Here is a 14,490-nt window from a genome sequence, read left to right as displayed (position 1 = left end):
CGGATCACCTCACCCGTTCATCCACGGGCCGGCCGCATGTGACGGGTACGTGCATCGGGTCGGCCCGCGCCGGGATCTCCTCACCCTCCGAGAGCGCGCACGCCCGCCGTCACCACCACGGCCGCCGCGACGACCAGCAGGAACGGCGCGCGCAGCACAAGCGCCACGGCGGCCGCGCCGAGCCCCGCGACCCGTGCGTCCAGCACGAGCGCGTGCCCGTCGGCGAATGTCTGCTGCGCCGTGAGCGCGGCCAGGAGGGCGACGGGCAGCAGGGCGGCGAGCCGCCGCACGAAGGGCCGCTCCATGGCGCCCGCGGGCACCAGCAGCCCGGCGAGCTTGACGGCGTAGCAGCCGACAGCGGTCAGGCCGATCGCGATCCAGGTGTTCACCGTTCCTCCTCCACCTCTGCGTCCGCTTCCGCGTCCGGTCCATCTGGTACGTCCGTTGCCTTGACCTGGTCAACATGGTCAACCTGGTCCGCTTCGTGGAATCCAGTGCGTGCAGCCGATCCGTCCTGTCCACCTGGCCGGCCCGACCTCCGTGGGCCACCCCGCCGGACACGCGCCTGGCGGCGGTCCTCGGCGACGAGGGCGACCGGTGCCGCCAGGGCCGCCACCAGAACCGGGACGCCGGCCGGCAGGACGGGCAGCAGGCCGAGGCCCAGCAGGACCGCCAGCCCCGCGACCGCCCGCTCGGTGGTGGTCCGCAGCATGGGCGCGAGCAGCGCCAGGAACACGGCGGGCCCCGCCGCGTCCAGGCCCCACGCTCGCGTGTCGCCGATGGCCTTGGCACCGAGCGCGCCGAGAAGCGTGGTGAGGTTCCAGAGGGTGTACAGGGTGAGCCCGGTGACGGTGAAACCGATGCGCCGGGCGCGCCGCGCCGGCTGTGCCAGGGTGACCGCCGTGGTCTCGTCGATCACCCACTGGGCGGCGAACGGCCGTACCGCGCGCGGAAGAGCGAGCAGTTGCGACAGCCGGAGCCCGTAGAAGGCGTTGCGCACGCCGAGGAAGAAGGCGCCGGCGGCCGCCGTGAACGGGCTGCCACCGGCGGCGAGCGCCCCGACCAGGGCGAACTGGGAGGCGCCGGTGAAGACCAGGAGGCTGAGCGCGCAGGTCTGGAGAAGGCCGAGCCCGCTGCCGGCCGAGGTCACTCCGAAGGCGAATCCGGACAGCCCCACGGCGACGCCGACCCCGAGGGCGTCCCGTACGACGGCCCGGTCGGGCTTGTCCGCGTCGTCGACGGTCATGTCCGCGAGCAATATCTGTTGTGCCACACTCCGGACGGTACGGACGTCCCTCAGTCCGGGTCTTGTACGTTCTTGCGCCCGGTCTCGCCGGATGCCACGCGCTCCCGCTGGTAGGCCCCCGGGGGCACACCGACGATCCGGGTGAAGTGCCGGTTGAGGTGGGGCTGGTCGGTGAAGCCGACGGCCACGGCCGCCTCGGCCGGGGGCGCACCCGCGTCCAGCAGCAGTCGCGCGCGGCGCACCCGGGCATCGGTCAGCCAGGCGTGCGGCGGCATGCCGTAGGTGTCGCGGAACGCGCGCAGCAGCGCAAAGGGGCTGGTCCCGAGGTCGGTCGCCAGCCGTTCCAGGGTCGGGGGCTCGGCCAAGCGCTCGTCGAGCACAGCACGCGCGCGTGCCGCGACACGGGCACCCGCCGTGCGCACCGGCCGCTGCGGCAGCGGGCCTCCGTTCAGCCGCAGCAGGCGGGTCACGGCGACCCGAAGCAGGGTGTCCGCGGCCAGCGCGTTGCCCTCGTCGGCGGCGCGGAGGATCCGGTGGACCAGGCGGACGGCGTAGGGGTCGTCGAGGACAGGGCCGACGAAACCCGGCGTGCCCCGGATCGCGGTGGTCTCGGCCGCGATCGCGGCGACCACCTCGGGCGAGGGGTAGACCGCGCCGTACCGCCAGCCCTCGGGGACACCGGCACGGCCGGTGTGCGCGGTGTCCGGGTTGACGAGGGCGAGGGCTCCTGCGGGGACGTACACGTCGGAACCGCGGTGATGGAACACCTCTACGCCGTCGGCTATGGCCGCGATCACGAAGTGCTCGTGGGTGTGCCGGACGAAGGTCTTGTGCACGTACCGGGCCCGCAGCAGGTCGACGCCCGGCAAGTCGTCGTACCGCCAGTGCCGCGCCCGCTCCACCGGCCGACGCCCAGCCACGCCCTCACCCGTGCGCTCTCCACCCGGCTGACCGTCGTACCGCCTGTTCCGTCCACGCGTCAGGGGACTCGCCTCAGCCGCTCCCGCACCGAACCGCTGATCGTCCCGGCCTGCTGCACCCGCCATGCGTCCATTCTCCGCCCGGCCCGGGGCGAGCCGCCCCGGGCCGCCCCCCGCCGGACGACGTCTGCCCAGGTCAGCGCGATTGTCAGCGGGCGGGTGCAGGATGGACGCATGGTCAGCTCCGCACACCGGGCCCTCGACGGCTTCTCCCCCGCGACCCGCGGCTGGTTCACGGGGGCGTTCTCCGCGCCCACCGCGGCCCAGGCCGGCGCGTGGCAGTCCATCGGCGCGGGCTCGGACGTGCTGGTGGTGGCCCCCACCGGTTCGGGCAAGACACTGGCCGCGTTCCTCGCCGCCCTGGACCAGCTGGCCTCGACCCCTCCCCCGGCCGACCCGAAGAAGCGCTGCCGGATTCTGTACGTGTCCCCGCTGAAGGCCCTCGCAGTCGACGTCGAGCGCAATCTGCGCAGCCCGCTGACCGGCATTCGCCAGGAGTCCGTGCGCCTGGGTCTGCCCGAGCCCGAGGTCAGGGTCGGCATCCGCTCCGGGGACACCCCGGCGGCCGAGCGGCGCGCCCTGGCCACCCGCCCGCCGGACATCCTGATCACCACCCCCGAGTCGCTGTTCCTGATGCTGACCTCGGCCACGCGTGACGCGCTGACGGGCGTCGAGACGGTGATCCTCGACGAGGTGCACGCGGTCGCGGGCACCAAGCGCGGCGCGCATCTCGCGCTCTCCCTGGAGCGGCTCGACGAACTGCTGCCGCGGCCGGCCCGCCGGATCGGCCTGTCGGCGACCGTCCGCCCGGTGGACGAGGTGGCCCGGTATCTCTCGCCGCGCCGCAAGGTGGAGATCGTCCAGCCGGAGTCCGGCAAGGAGTTCGACCTGTCCGTGGTGGTCCCGGTCGAGGACATGGGCGAGCTGGGCGGCTCCCCGGCGGCCGACGCCGGCGAGGGCGGCGAGAAGCCGTCGATCTGGCCCCAAGTGGAGGAGCGGATCGCCGATCTGGTGCAGGCCCACCGGTCCACGATCGTGTTCGCCAACTCCCGGCGCCTCGCCGAGCGGCTGTGCAACCGGCTCAACGAGATCGCCTACGAGCGGGCGACCGGCGAGACCCTGGACGAGCATCACTCCCCGGCCCAGCTGATGGGCGGCTCGGGCGCCGCCCAGGGCGCGCCCCCGGTGATCGCCCGCGCACACCACGGCTCGGTCTCCAAGGAGCAGCGCGCCCTGGTCGAGGAGGACCTGAAAGCGGGCAGGCTGCCCGCGGTGGTTGCCACGTCCAGCCTGGAACTGGGCATCGACATGGGCGCCGTGGACCTGGTCGTGCAGGTCGAGTCCCCGCCGTCGGTGGCCTCCGGGCTGCAGCGCGTGGGCCGCGCCGGACACCAGGTGGGGGCGGTCTCCACCGGTGTGGTCTTCCCCAAGTACCGTGGTGACCTGGTCCAGGCGGCGGTGGTCACCGAACGGATGCGCTCGGGCTCGATCGAGTCCCTGAGGGTGCCCGCGAACCCGCTGGACGTGCTCGCCCAGCAGCTGGTGGCCATGACGGCGCTGGACACCTGGCAGTTCGACGACCTGCTCGCCGTGGTCCGCCGCGCGGCCCCCTTCGCGTCGCTGCCCGAGTCGGCGTTCACCGCAGTCCTCGACATGCTCGCGGGCCGCTATCCGTCCGACGCGTTCGCGGAGCTGCGCCCGCGCGTGGTGTGGGACCGCGTGGCCGGCACGATCACCGGCCGTCCGGGCGCCCAGCGGCTCGCTGTCACCTCCGGCGGCACGATCCCCGACCGGGGCCTGTTCGGGGTCTTCCTCGCCGGTTCCGCCGTCGAGGGTGGTGGGCGGCGGGCGGGAGGCCGGGTCGGCGAGCTGGACGAGGAGATGGTCTACGAGTCCCGGGTGGGTGACGTCTTCACGCTGGGCACGAGTTCCTGGCGTATCGAGGACATCACGCGCGACCAGGTCCTGGTCTCCCCCGCGCCGGGCGTGCCGGGCCGGCTGCCCTTCTGGAAGGGCGACCAGCTGGGCCGCCCACTCGAACTGGGCCGCGCGGTGGGCGCGTTCCTGCGCGAGGTGGGCTCGCTGCCCAAGGACGACGCCCGGCTGCGGCTGCTGGCGGCGGGCCTGGACGCCTGGGCGGCGGACAACGTGCTGTCGTACCTGGACGAGCAGCGCGAGGCGTGCGGCCATGTCCCGGACGACCGCACGATCGTCGTGGAGCGCTTCCGTGACGAGCTGGGCGACTGGCGGGTCGTCGTCCACTCCCCCTTCGGCGCCCAGGTGCACGCCCCGTGGGCGCTCGCGCTGGGCGCCCGCCTGTCCGAGCGGTACGGCATGGACGCACAGGTCATGCACGCCGACGACGGCATCGTGCTGCGCCTGCCCGATGCGGACCTGATGGGCCTCGACCTGCTCGACCAGGAGCCCGTGAAGGCCGGCACCGAGTACGACAGCGAGCAGGCACCCGTCGGCGCGGCGGACGTCGCCTTCGACAAGGGCGAGGTCGACCAGATCGTCACCGACCAGGTCGGCGGCTCCGCCCTGTTCGCCTCCCGGTTCCGCGAGTGCGCGGCCCGGGCGCTGCTGCTGCCGCGCCGCAGCCCCGGCAGGCGCACCCCGCTGTGGCAGCAGCGCCAGCGCGCGGCTCAATTGCTCCAGGTGGCAAGCGAATTCGGCTCGTTCCCGATCGTCCTGGAGGCGGTCCGCGAGTGCCTCCAGGACGTCTTCGACGTCCCCGGACTCGTGGAGCTGATGGGGGACATCGAAGCCCGCAAGGTGCGCCTGGTCGAGGTCACCACCCCGGAGCCGTCCCCCTTCGCCCGCTCCCTGCTGTTCGGGTACGTCGCCCAGTTCCTGTACGAGGGCGACTCCCCGCTCGCCGAGCGCCGCGCCGCCGCGCTGTCCCTGGACTCCCGTCTGCTGGCCGAGCTGCTTGGCCAGGCGGAGCTGCGTGAACTGCTGGACGCCGAGGTGCTGACCGAGCTGGAGCGCGAGCTGCAGTGGCTCACCGAGGACCGCCGGGTCAAGGACGTGGAGGGCGTCGCCGACGTGCTCCGGCTGCTCGGCCCGCTGACCGATGTCGAGTTGGTCGCGCGGGGCGCGGATCCGCACTGGGCGCGCGAGCTGGCCGGCGCGCGCCGGGCCATCAAGGTCCGGATCGCCGGCGCCGACCACTGGGCGGCGGTCGAGGACGCGGGCCGACTGCGCGACGCGCTCGGCACGGCCCTTCCTGTCGGCGTGCCCGAGGCCTTCACCGAGCCCGTCAAGGACCCGCTGGGCGATCTCCTCGCCCGGTATGCCCGCACGCGCGGCCCGTTCACGTCGGTCACGGCGGCGGCCCGCTTCGGCCTGGGCGTGGCGGTCACCGAGGGCGCGCTGCAGCGGCTGGCCGCGAACGGCCGGGTGGTCCAGGGCGAGTTCCACCCGGCGGGCATCGGCCAGGAGTGGTGCGACGCTGCCGTGCTGCGCCGGCTGCGCCGCCGCTCCCTGGCGGCCCTGCGCCATGAGCTGGAGCCCGTGCCACCGGCCGCGCTCGCCCAGTTCCTGCCGCAGTGGCAGCACATCGGCAAGGGCCACGGTCTGCGCGGGATCGACGGACTGGTGCGCGCCATCGAGCAGTTGCAGGGCGCCTCCGTGCCCGCGTCCGCGCTGGAGAAGCTGGTCCTGCCCTCCCGCGTGATGAACTACACATCCTCCATGCTCGACGAGCTGACCGCCGCCGGCGAGGTGGTGTGGGCGGGCGCGGGCGCTCTGCCCGGCAAGGACGGCTGGGTCTCCCTCTATCTGGCGGACGCGGCCCCCCTGCTGCTCCCGCCGCCCCACCCCCTGGAGCTCACCGCGCTCCACCAGTCCGTGCTGGACGCGCTGTCCGGCGGCTACGGCCTGTTCTTCCGCCAGATCGCCGACCAGGTTCGGGCCACCACCCACCCCGACGCCTCCGAGCCCCAACTCGCCGACACGCTGTGGGACCTGGCCTGGTCGGGCCGGCTCACCAACGACACACTCGCCCCGATGCGCTCCCTGCTGGGCTCGGGCCGTACGGCGGGTTCGACCGCTCACCGCGCCAAGCGTGCCGTCCCGCGCGGACGCTACGGCTCCCTGACGGCCGCCGCCCGCACCGCCTCCCGTAGCGGCCCGCCCACCGTCGCCGGCCGCTGGTCGCTGCTCCCCTCGGCCGAGCCGGACGCCACCGTGCGCGCCCACGCGCTGGCCCGCACGCTGCTGGACCGGCACGGCGTCGTCACCCGTGGGGCGGTCGCCGCGGAGGGGATCGAGGGCGGCTTCTCGGCGGTGTACCGCGTGCTGTCCGCCTTCGAGGAGAGCGGCCAGGCGCGGCGCGGCTATGTGGTCGAGGGCCTGGGCGCCGCCCAGTTCGCGATGGACGGCGCGGTGGACCGGCTCCGCGCGGTGTCCAACGCCCGCGACCGCGGGGAGAGCAGCACCGCCGGAACCGGCTTCCCGGGTCCCGCGAACGGCTCTGCCGCACCGGCGTTCCCGAACGGTTTCGGGAGCGGCGAGGACACGCCCCATGGCCACCCCCTTCCCGGGGCCTTCGCGGTGTCGGACGGTGGTTTCGCCCACCCCGGCCTCGACGGCGACTTCACCTGGCCACCGGCGGACTCCCCGCCCGCGCCCGGTGACTACGTCTCGCCCCGCGACCTCGCCGACCCCTTCGCCTCCCCCGGCTACGGCGGCCCCCGCGGAGGCGGCTCCGGCTCACCGGCGCAGCGCGGGTACGGCAACGGTCGTACGCGCACGCCCGCACCGGATTCCCGTGCCGTCGTCCTCGCCGCGGCGGACCCGGCCAACGCCTACGGAGCGGCGCTGTCCTGGCCCGAGCCACCGACCGGTGCCGGTCACAGACCGGGCCGCAAGGCGGGCGCGCTGGTCGTCGTGGTGGAGGGTGAGCTGACGCTCTACATGGAGCGCGGCGGCAAGACCCTGCTGGCCTGGCCGGTCACCTCGGACACCGAGGCTTCGCACGACCCCCGTCTGCGTACGGCCGCGGAGGCTCTGGCCGCGGCGGCCCGCGCGGGCTCCCTCGGCACGGTCACGGTCGAGCGGATCAATAGCGCCCAGGCCCTGACCTCGCCCATAGGCACTCTGCTCGAAGCCGCGGGCTTCGTGGCCACACCGCGCGGCCTGCGCCTGAGACCATGACCGGCGGCAATCCATGGCCGTCAGACCAGGACCGCCAGCGAGCATCCCGCCACTGTGCGCCCCTCTCATCCGATCGTGGCCACATGCTCCCACCCGACCGTGACAACCCGGCCGTGGCACCCTTGACGCATGCCCGAAGGTGACACGGTCTGGCAGGCCGCGCGGCGGCTGCACGAGGCCCTCGCGGGCAAGGCCCTGACCCGCAGCGACTTCCGGGTGCCGAAGTACGCGACGGTCGACCTCACGGGCCGTACCGTGCTCAGCACGATCCCGCGCGGCAAGCACCTGCTCACCCGGTTCGAGGGCGGCGTGACGCTCCACACGCATCTGCGCATGGAGGGCACCTGGAAGGTGTACGGCACCGGCGAGCGCTGGCGGGGAGGCCCGGCCCACCAGATCCGGGCGATCCTCGGCACCGTCGACCGCACCGCCGTGGGCTACCGGCTCCAGGTCCTGGAGTTGCTGCGGACCAGCGAGGAGGAGCGGATCGTCGGGCACCTGGGCCCCGACCTGCTCGGCCCGGACTGGGACCCCGAGCGTGCCCTCGCCAACGTCCTCGCCGATCCCGCCCGTCAGCTCGGCGAAGCCCTGCTCGACCAGCGGAACCTCGCCGGCATCGGCAACGTCTACAAGAGCGAGCTGTGCTTCCTGCTCGGCGTCACCCCGTGGCTCCCGGTCGGCGCGCTGCCCGCGGACCGCGCCGAGACACTGCCCGCGCTCGCCAAGAGGCTCCTGGAGGCGAACCGCGACCGCCCGGTCCGCCAGACCACCGGCCTGCACCGACACGACCTGTTCGTGTACGGCCGCGCAGCCCGCCCATGCCTGCGCTGCCACACCCAGGTCCGCGTGGCCGACCAGGGCGACGGCTCCCAGGAACGCCCCACCTACTGGTGCCCCACCTGCCAGAGGGGCCCCGCCCCGACCCCCGGTTCACCGCAGCGCTGGCGGGACCGTTATCCCCGCCGCACCGGCTGACCGGGCCGAGCCGCCCACAGGCCCGCGCCCACGTCATGGCCGCCCCGGTGACCCGTTTCCCGCATTCGCACCCCTGCACGTACCATCAATTGACGACCCGTCAGAAGATCTCGTACCTTCACAGCATGCCTCTCACGGCGTACGACCTCACCGGACGCACCGCTTTCGTCACGGGAGCCGCCGGCGGTATCGGCCGCGCCTCCGCCGTTCTGCTCGCCGAGGCGGGTGCCGCGGTGCACTGCGCCGACCGGGACGCGGACGGGCTGCGCGGCACGGCGGAGCTGATCGACGAGCGCGGCGGCACGGCCCGTACCCATGTGCTGGACGTCACCGACCGGGCAGCGGTCGCCGAGGCCGTGCGGGCCTGCGAGCGTCTGGACGTGATGGCGGCGATCGCCGGGATCATGCACAGCAGCCCCGTACTGGAGACCCGCGACGAGGACCTCGACCGGGTGCTGAACGTGGACTTCAAGGGTGTGCTGTACGCCTGCCAGGAGGCGACGCGGCGGATGCTGGCCCGGGACACGCGGGGCAGCATCGTCACGATGGCGTCCGGCGCGGTCGACACCGGCGCGCCCGGGCTGCTCTGCTACGGCGCAGCAAAGGCGGCCGTGGTCCAGCTGACCAAAACGCTGGCGGCCGAGGTCGGCCGCCAGGGCATCCGCGTGAACGCGGTCGCGCCGGGCTGGATCCGCAGCCCGATGACCGAACGCCACGACCGTGCGGCGCAGGCGCACACCGAGGGCGTCATGGCCCGGATGGCGCCGCTGGGCCGGGTCGGCGAGCCGGACGACGTCGCTCACGCAGTGCTGTATCTGGCGTCGGACGCGTCGGCGTTCATGACGGGTCAGATACTTCGCCCGAACGGGGGTGTGGCGATGCCCTGGTAGCGTCCCGCACCCGCCAGGCGGCCACCCAGCCTCCCGTGGGCAGCGCCCCGGCCGCCCGGGCCTTGGGCGTGCAGTGCACCGGCAGCACGCTCAGCCCCCACCCGCCGACCACGACAGCCCCTTCCAGCACACCCGAGCCCTGTCCCAGCACGAGCCGTAGCCCGGCCCACCACCACACGGCCATGAGCCCCAGCCCGAGCGTCCAGCGCGCTATGCGCCCCACCATGCGCGTCACCACCTCCTGCCGGACGCTAGACCGCCGCCCGCCCGGCGCGGGAGGCGCACTGCGGGCTCACCGGTGCACCGGAGCCCGCAAGTGCGGAGGGACTATGCGTTCTCCGCCTGGAACATCCAGTGGTGCTTCTCCAGATCCGCCGTGATCCCGATGAAGATGTCCTGGGACACCGGGTCCGGCTCCCCCGTCGCGGCCACCCGCTCCCGCATCCGGGTGATCACCGCGCCGAGCGCGTCCACCATCACCCGGACCGCGTCGCCGTCCTTGATCCAGCCCGCCGGTGTGGTGCCGACACCGCTGCTGGAGGCCACCGTGGCGGCGCGCCCGTCGGGCGGCACCCCCAGGGCCGAGGCCCGCTCGGCCACCGTGTCGGAGTGGGTGCGGGCGGAGTCGACGACCTCGTCGAGCTGGAGGTGGACGGAGCGGAAACGGGGCCCGACGATGTTCCAGTGGATCTGCTTGGCGACCAGGGACAGGTCCACCAGGTCGACGAGGGCACCCTGCAGCGCCTCGGCCACGGTCTTCAGGTCCGCCTCGGCCAACGGGCTCTTCACGACGTACATCCGCTTCCTCCGGTGTTCGGGCGCCGTCACGTCCCTCCACCATGACCGCCCCAACCAAGCCCGGCAAACGGACGCAAAAGCGACACACATCACACGGGCGGCAGGCAGACGAAGGCCCCGGTCGGCCTGTTCCAGGGGTCCCTGGAACAGGCCGACCGGGGCCTGACATGTCTCGGTTCGCTAGGCCGCGCAGGCGTGCGTCACGCGGCGACCACGTCCACAGCCTCCGCGGGCGCCTTGATGGTCACCCGTTCCGGTGGCACACCGGTCACCGACACGGACCCCAGCATCGGGCGGACCGGCGTCGCCACGGACTCGGTGGCCGCGGCGGACTGGGCCAGTTCGGCGAGCGCCAGCTCGTCGCTCACTTCTCGCATGAGTTCCGACATCCGTACGTCCAGCGCGTCGCAGATGGCGGCGAGCAGCTCGGAGGAAGCCTCCTTCTGCCCCCGCTCCACCTCGGAGAGATAGCCGAGTGAGACTCGGGCGGACGAGGAGACTTCGCGCAGAGTACGGCCCTGGCGTTGGCGCTGCCGACGCAGCACGTCACCCAGCAGGCGACGGAGCAGAATCATCGGTGGCTCCCTCCTCGGACCGCGTAGCCGCATCCTTCTCGCCCCACCGTACCGCCTCGCGCCGCGGCCGTGCGGGGAGCGATGTCGTGTTCACTCAGGGCTGCAAACATCAAAACCCCCCGTTCCGTTCCGTATCCTGTGCCCGCTCATTCCCAGTCTGTTCGCCCGCAAGCTGCTCCAGGAGCACTGCGAGTACGCTCCGTACACTCTCCATACGAATTTCCGCACGGCTGCCGTTCAACCGCAGGGCCTCCACTTTTCCGCCACCGGCAGAACCGGGGTGGTGGGTGAGCAGCCCGTCGACGGCCACGAAGACCGTCCCCACGGGCCGGCCGTCCTGCGGTTCGGGGCCGGCGACTCCGGTGGTCGCAATGCCCCAGTCGGCGCCCAGAGCCTTCCGCACACCGGCGGCCATCTGGCTCGCGACCTGCGGATCCACCGCTCCTCGCTGCGCCAGCAGGGTGGCATCGACGCCCAGCAGTTCATGCTTCAGATCGGTGGCGTAGGCGGTGACCGAACCCCGGAACACCTTGGACGCTCCGGGAACCGATGTGATCTCCGCGGCCACCAGGCCACCGGTGAGCGACTCGGCGACGGCGAGGGTCTCGCCCCTCACTGTCAGTAGTCGCACCACCTCGGTGGCCTTCGAACTCACGCTTCCTTCTCCTCCAACGCCGCGGCACGCTCGGCGATTCCCCGCCTGCGCAGCACAATGGCCTGTCTCACGTAGTCAAGACCGGTGACGACGGTGAGGACGACCGCCACAGCCATCACCCAGAACCTCAGAGTGGCCAGCCATCCCGTCAGCGCCAGCACGTACATCCCGACCGCCACCCCCTGGGTGAGGGTCTTGAGCTTGCCCCCACGACTGGCCGGGATCACGCCGTAGCGGATGACCAGAAAACGCAGCAGGGTGATGCCGAGCTCCCGGCCGAGGATCACGGCCGTCACCCACCACGGCAGATCACCCAGAGCCGAAAGACAGATCAGCGCCGCCCCCATGATCGCCTTGTCGGCGATGGGGTCGGCGATCTTCCCGAAGTCTGTGACCAGGTTGTACGTGCGCGCCAGGTGCCCGTCGAACAGGTCGGTGATCATGGCGACGGCGAAGGCGGCCCAGGCCAGCGAGCGCCAGGCCGGGTCGTAGCCCCCGTTCGCCAGCATCAGGGCCACGAACCCGGGCACCAGGACCAGCCGGAGCATGGTCAGCAGATTGGCGACGTTCCAGATGCTCGCCTGGTTGACGGCCGCGGCTGTGATCTTCCCGCCGCGCGCGGGCTTGCCGCCGCTGTCGGGACCTGGAGCAGAACCGGAGACCTCGGACCGTACGCCGTCGGCAGGGGCGGCGGGCCCCCGGGCGCCGTGCGCGCCGGAGGAGCCGCCTGCGGCGGATGCCGGGACTCCGGTCATCTGCCCGCCTCCTCACCACACGCGAGCGACCCGATCAGCGGCTCGGCCACCAGGTCGACACCTTCCGTACCGACCACCTTCGCCTCGACCATACGTCCGACGCTCAGGCCCTCGCCGCTCGTGAGCAGAACCTGGCCGTCGGTCTCGGGCGCCTGGTGCGCGGCACGGCCGTACACGCCCTCCTCCTGGTCGACGGACTCGACCAGGACGCGCACCGTCTCCCCGACGCGCTCCTCGGCACGCTGCGAGACGAGTTCCTCGGCCAGCCGGGAGATGTGGGCCAGGCGCTCGGCGACGACGTCCTCGTCCAGCTTGTTGTCGTAGGTGGCCGCCTCCGTGCCCTCCTCGTCGGAGTAGCCGAAGACACCGATGGCATCCAGGCCGGCGCCGTTCAGGAAACGTTCGAGCTCGGCCAGGTCCGCCTCGCTCTCGCCGGGGAAGCCGACGATGAAGTTGGAGCGCACGCCGGCCTCGGGGGCCTTGGAGCGGATGGTGTCGAGCAGCTCAAGGAAGCGGTCGGTGTCGCCGAAGCGGCGCATGGCGCGCAGCACGTCGGGCGCGGAGTGCTGAAAGGACAGGTCGAAGTACGGGGCGATCCCGGGAGTGGAGGTCAGGACGTCGATGAGCCCCGGGCGCATCTCGGCGGGCTGCAGATAGCTGACCCGCACCCGCTCGATGCCGTCGACCTCGGCCAGCTCCGGCAACAGGGACTCCAGCAGGCGGATGTCGCCCAGGTCCTTGCCGTAGGAGGTGTTGTTCTCGGAGACCAGCATGATCTCCTTCACGCCCTGCTCGGCCAGCCAGCGCGTCTCGTTCAGGACGTCGCTGGGACGGCGGGAGATGAAGGAGCCGCGGAACGACGGGATGGCGCAGAAGGAGCAGCGCCGGTCGCATCCGGAGGCCAGCTTGACCGAGGCGACCGGGGAGCCGTCCAGGCGCCGGCGCAGCGGCGCACGGGGACCCGAGGCGGGCGCGACGCCCTCCGGGAGATCGGCCGGGCCGTGTCCCGGCAGGGCCACCGCCGCGGCCGACTGCTGGCGCTCGGCCGGGCTGATCGGGAGCAGCTTGCGGCGGTCGCGGGGGGTGTGGGAGGCGTGGATCCCGCCGGACAGGATGGTCTGCAGGCGGTCGGAGATGTCCGCGTAGTCGTCGAAGCCGAGCACTCCGTCCGCCTCGGGCAGCGCCTCGGCCAGCTCCTTGCCGTACCGCTCGGCCATGCAGCCCACCGCCACGACGGCCTGGGTTCTCCCGTGGTTCTTGAGGTCGTTGGCCTCGAGGAGGGCGTCGACGGAGTCCTTCTTCGCGGCCTCGACGAAGCCACACGTGTTGACCACGGCGACGTCGGCGTGCGCGGCGTCCTCGACGAGCTGCCAGCCGTCCGCCTCCAAACGGCCTGCGAGCTCCTCCGAGTCCACCTCGTTACGGGCGCAGCCGAGTGTGACGAGTGCGACGGTACGGCGTTCAGGCATGGGCTCAAGACTACTTCGTCCCACTGACACCCCACGTCGACGGGGTTGGACGACCCCGTCACATCCGCTCTCCCCCGAGGGCCGCTCAGCCCGCCACCGGGTCGCCCTTGGTATAGGTGAGGCGCTCGACCTGGCCCGGCTGGAAGTTGTCGTCGATCTTCTTGCCGTTGACATACAGCTCGATCGCGCCGGCGTCGCCCAGGATCAGGTTGATCTTGGAGCTGTCCTGGAAGGTCTTGGAGTCGCCCTTGTTCAGCAGCCCGTCGAAGAGCATCCGGCCGTTGTGGTCCTTGGCCGAGATCCAGCTGCGCCCGTTGGCCGCGCTGACCTGGACGGTCACCTTGTCCTGGGGCGCGGCGGCGATGGCACTGTCGGAGGGTGCGGGGCTCGGCGTGGCGGGCTTGGCCTTCGTCGGCCGCGGCGAGGGGGACTTGCTCGCGGCGGACGTGCCGCCACCCTGGGCGACCTGCGACTTCGCATCGCTCCCGGAACCCCCGCCTTTGACGGCGGTGAAGCCGACGAAGCCGATCACCACGACGATCGCGGCGACCATCGCGGCGGTCCAGTTCGGTCCGCGCCGCTCCGGCCGGATCCGCTCTGCCTCGAACAGGGGTGCCGCCGGGGTGGGTGCCGGACGCCCGCCGTGCTCGGCGTCGTACTGGGCGATCAGCGGCGCGGGGTCGAGGTGGACGGCCTTGGCCAGCGTGCGGATGTGCCCACGGGCGTACACATCACCGCCGCACGGGGCGAAGTCGTCCGCCTCGATGGCGTGGATGACGGCGATACGGACACGAGTGGCACTGCTGACGTCGTCCACGGTGAGCCCGGCCGCGATCCGCGCCTGCTGCAGGGCACGGCCCACGGATACACGGGCTTCCTGGGACTCGTCGTGGAACGGACGCTCGTCTTCAGGGGAGTTGCCGATGGACACGGGGGCGCCTTTCGAGCGTGTAGCCACCTGTGCTGGAAGCTCAGTCTAGGGGGGGT

General features: G+C 72.7%; 13 protein-coding genes. 3 read left to right on the top strand and 10 right to left on the bottom strand.

Translation table 11 applies throughout. The features are described 5' to 3' along the window. Positions 1-80 precede the first annotated feature (80 nt). Genes AC5WRT_RS21060 through AC5WRT_RS21050 form a run of 3 tightly spaced genes read right to left on the bottom strand, consistent with a single transcriptional unit; the run spans position 81 to position 2,166 of the window. Positions 81-389 carry an AzlD domain-containing protein gene (locus AC5WRT_RS21060; protein WP_496095093.1) on the bottom strand — a complete coding sequence of 103 codons (309 nt, stop codon included), beginning with the start codon at positions 387-389 and terminating at the stop codon, positions 81-83. Continuing rightward, entirely contained in the window at positions 386-1,246 is an 861-nt protein-coding gene (locus AC5WRT_RS21055) for an AzlC family ABC transporter permease (RefSeq protein ID WP_496095111.1), read from the bottom strand. The genes AC5WRT_RS21060 and AC5WRT_RS21055 overlap by 4 nt, the downstream gene beginning before the upstream one ends. Before the next feature lie 50 nt (positions 1,247-1,296). Then, a complete protein-coding gene (locus AC5WRT_RS21050; protein WP_496095094.1) occupies positions 1,297-2,166 on the bottom strand; it encodes an AraC family transcriptional regulator in 870 nt (289 codons plus the stop codon). Between the two features lie 234 nt (positions 2,167-2,400). On the opposite strand from AC5WRT_RS21050, the gene AC5WRT_RS21045 reads away from it, so the two are divergent. The 3 genes from AC5WRT_RS21045 to AC5WRT_RS21035 all read left to right on the top strand — a co-directional run bounded on the left by AC5WRT_RS21045 (position 2,401) and on the right by AC5WRT_RS21035 (position 9,251). Further along, positions 2,401-7,386, top strand: a complete 4,986-nt coding sequence (locus AC5WRT_RS21045) for an ATP-dependent helicase (RefSeq protein ID WP_496095095.1) — start codon at positions 2,401-2,403, stop codon at positions 7,384-7,386. Positions 7,387-7,515: 129 nt separating this feature from the next. After that, positions 7,516-8,361, top strand: coding sequence for a DNA-formamidopyrimidine glycosylase family protein (locus AC5WRT_RS21040; protein ID WP_496095096.1), 846 nt, complete (start codon positions 7,516-7,518; stop codon positions 8,359-8,361). Positions 8,362-8,486: 125 nt separating this feature from the next. After that, the gene (locus tag AC5WRT_RS21035) at positions 8,487-9,251 is read left to right on the top strand and encodes an SDR family NAD(P)-dependent oxidoreductase (protein ID WP_496095097.1); all 765 of its coding nucleotides are present in this window, start codon (positions 8,487-8,489) and stop codon (positions 9,249-9,251) included. Here the strand turns inward: AC5WRT_RS21035 and AC5WRT_RS21030 are convergent. From AC5WRT_RS21030 to AC5WRT_RS21000, 7 genes are all read right to left on the bottom strand, one after another. Beyond that, the gene (locus tag AC5WRT_RS21030) at positions 9,199-9,477 is read right to left on the bottom strand and encodes a hypothetical protein (protein ID WP_496095098.1); all 279 of its coding nucleotides are present in this window, start codon (positions 9,475-9,477) and stop codon (positions 9,199-9,201) included. The genes AC5WRT_RS21035 and AC5WRT_RS21030 overlap by 53 nt on opposite strands. Positions 9,478-9,578: 101 nt before the next feature. Then, on the bottom strand, positions 9,579-10,049 hold the full coding sequence (locus tag AC5WRT_RS21025; RefSeq protein WP_496095112.1) for a Dps family protein: 471 nt from the start codon (positions 10,047-10,049) through the stop codon (positions 9,579-9,581). A 200-nt stretch (positions 10,050-10,249) separates the two neighbouring features. After that, complete coding sequence (locus tag AC5WRT_RS21020; RefSeq protein ID WP_496095099.1) at positions 10,250-10,624, bottom strand: helix-turn-helix domain-containing protein; 375 nt, start codon at positions 10,622-10,624, stop codon at positions 10,250-10,252. 109 nt (positions 10,625-10,733) lie between these two features. Next, on the bottom strand, positions 10,734-11,279 hold the full coding sequence (locus tag AC5WRT_RS21015) for a CinA family protein (protein WP_496095100.1): 546 nt from the start codon (positions 11,277-11,279) through the stop codon (positions 10,734-10,736). Continuing rightward, positions 11,276-12,034, bottom strand: coding sequence for a CDP-diacylglycerol--glycerol-3-phosphate 3-phosphatidyltransferase (gene pgsA, locus AC5WRT_RS21010; RefSeq protein ID WP_496095101.1), 759 nt, complete (start codon positions 12,032-12,034; stop codon positions 11,276-11,278). The genes AC5WRT_RS21015 and pgsA overlap by 4 nt, the downstream gene beginning before the upstream one ends. Beyond that, on the bottom strand, positions 12,031-13,503 hold the full coding sequence (gene rimO / locus AC5WRT_RS21005) for a 30S ribosomal protein S12 methylthiotransferase RimO (RefSeq protein WP_496095102.1): 1,473 nt from the start codon (positions 13,501-13,503) through the stop codon (positions 12,031-12,033). The genes pgsA and rimO overlap by 4 nt, the downstream gene beginning before the upstream one ends. Positions 13,504-13,588: 85 nt before the next feature. Continuing rightward, the gene (locus AC5WRT_RS21000) at positions 13,589-14,434 is read right to left on the bottom strand and encodes a helix-turn-helix domain-containing protein (protein WP_496095103.1); all 846 of its coding nucleotides are present in this window, start codon (positions 14,432-14,434) and stop codon (positions 13,589-13,591) included. Positions 14,435-14,490 lie beyond the last annotated feature (56 nt).

This window comes from Streptomyces sp. NTD91 (assembly GCF_059510455.1).
The sequence above is the reverse complement of the archived record's forward strand: the minus strand, read 5'-3'. Positions and strand labels throughout refer to the sequence as shown.

What these genes read in the sequence shown, in the direction of transcription:
- AC5WRT_RS21040 (WP_496095096.1), top strand. Translation starts at nt 7,516, where the DNA reads ATGCCCGAAGGTGACACGGTCTGGCAGGCCGCGCGGCGGCTGCACGAG.
- AC5WRT_RS21055 (WP_496095111.1), bottom strand. Translation starts at nt 1,246, where the DNA reads ATGACCGTCGACGACGCGGACAAGCCCGACCGGGCCGTCGTACGGGAC.
- rimO (WP_496095102.1), bottom strand. Translation starts at nt 13,503, where the DNA reads ATGCCTGAACGCCGTACCGTCGCACTCGTCACACTCGGCTGCGCCCGT.
- pgsA (WP_496095101.1), bottom strand. Translation starts at nt 12,034, where the DNA reads ATGACCGGAGTCCCGGCATCCGCCGCAGGCGGCTCCTCCGGCGCGCAC.
- AC5WRT_RS21025 (WP_496095112.1), bottom strand. Translation starts at nt 10,049, where the DNA reads ATGTACGTCGTGAAGAGCCCGTTGGCCGAGGCGGACCTGAAGACCGTG.
- AC5WRT_RS21045 (WP_496095095.1), top strand. Translation starts at nt 2,401, where the DNA reads ATGGTCAGCTCCGCACACCGGGCCCTCGACGGCTTCTCCCCCGCGACC.
- AC5WRT_RS21030 (WP_496095098.1), bottom strand. Translation starts at nt 9,477, where the DNA reads ATGGTGGGGCGCATAGCGCGCTGGACGCTCGGGCTGGGGCTCATGGCC.
- AC5WRT_RS21020 (WP_496095099.1), bottom strand. Translation starts at nt 10,624, where the DNA reads ATGATTCTGCTCCGTCGCCTGCTGGGTGACGTGCTGCGTCGGCAGCGC.
- AC5WRT_RS21035 (WP_496095097.1), top strand. Translation starts at nt 8,487, where the DNA reads ATGCCTCTCACGGCGTACGACCTCACCGGACGCACCGCTTTCGTCACG.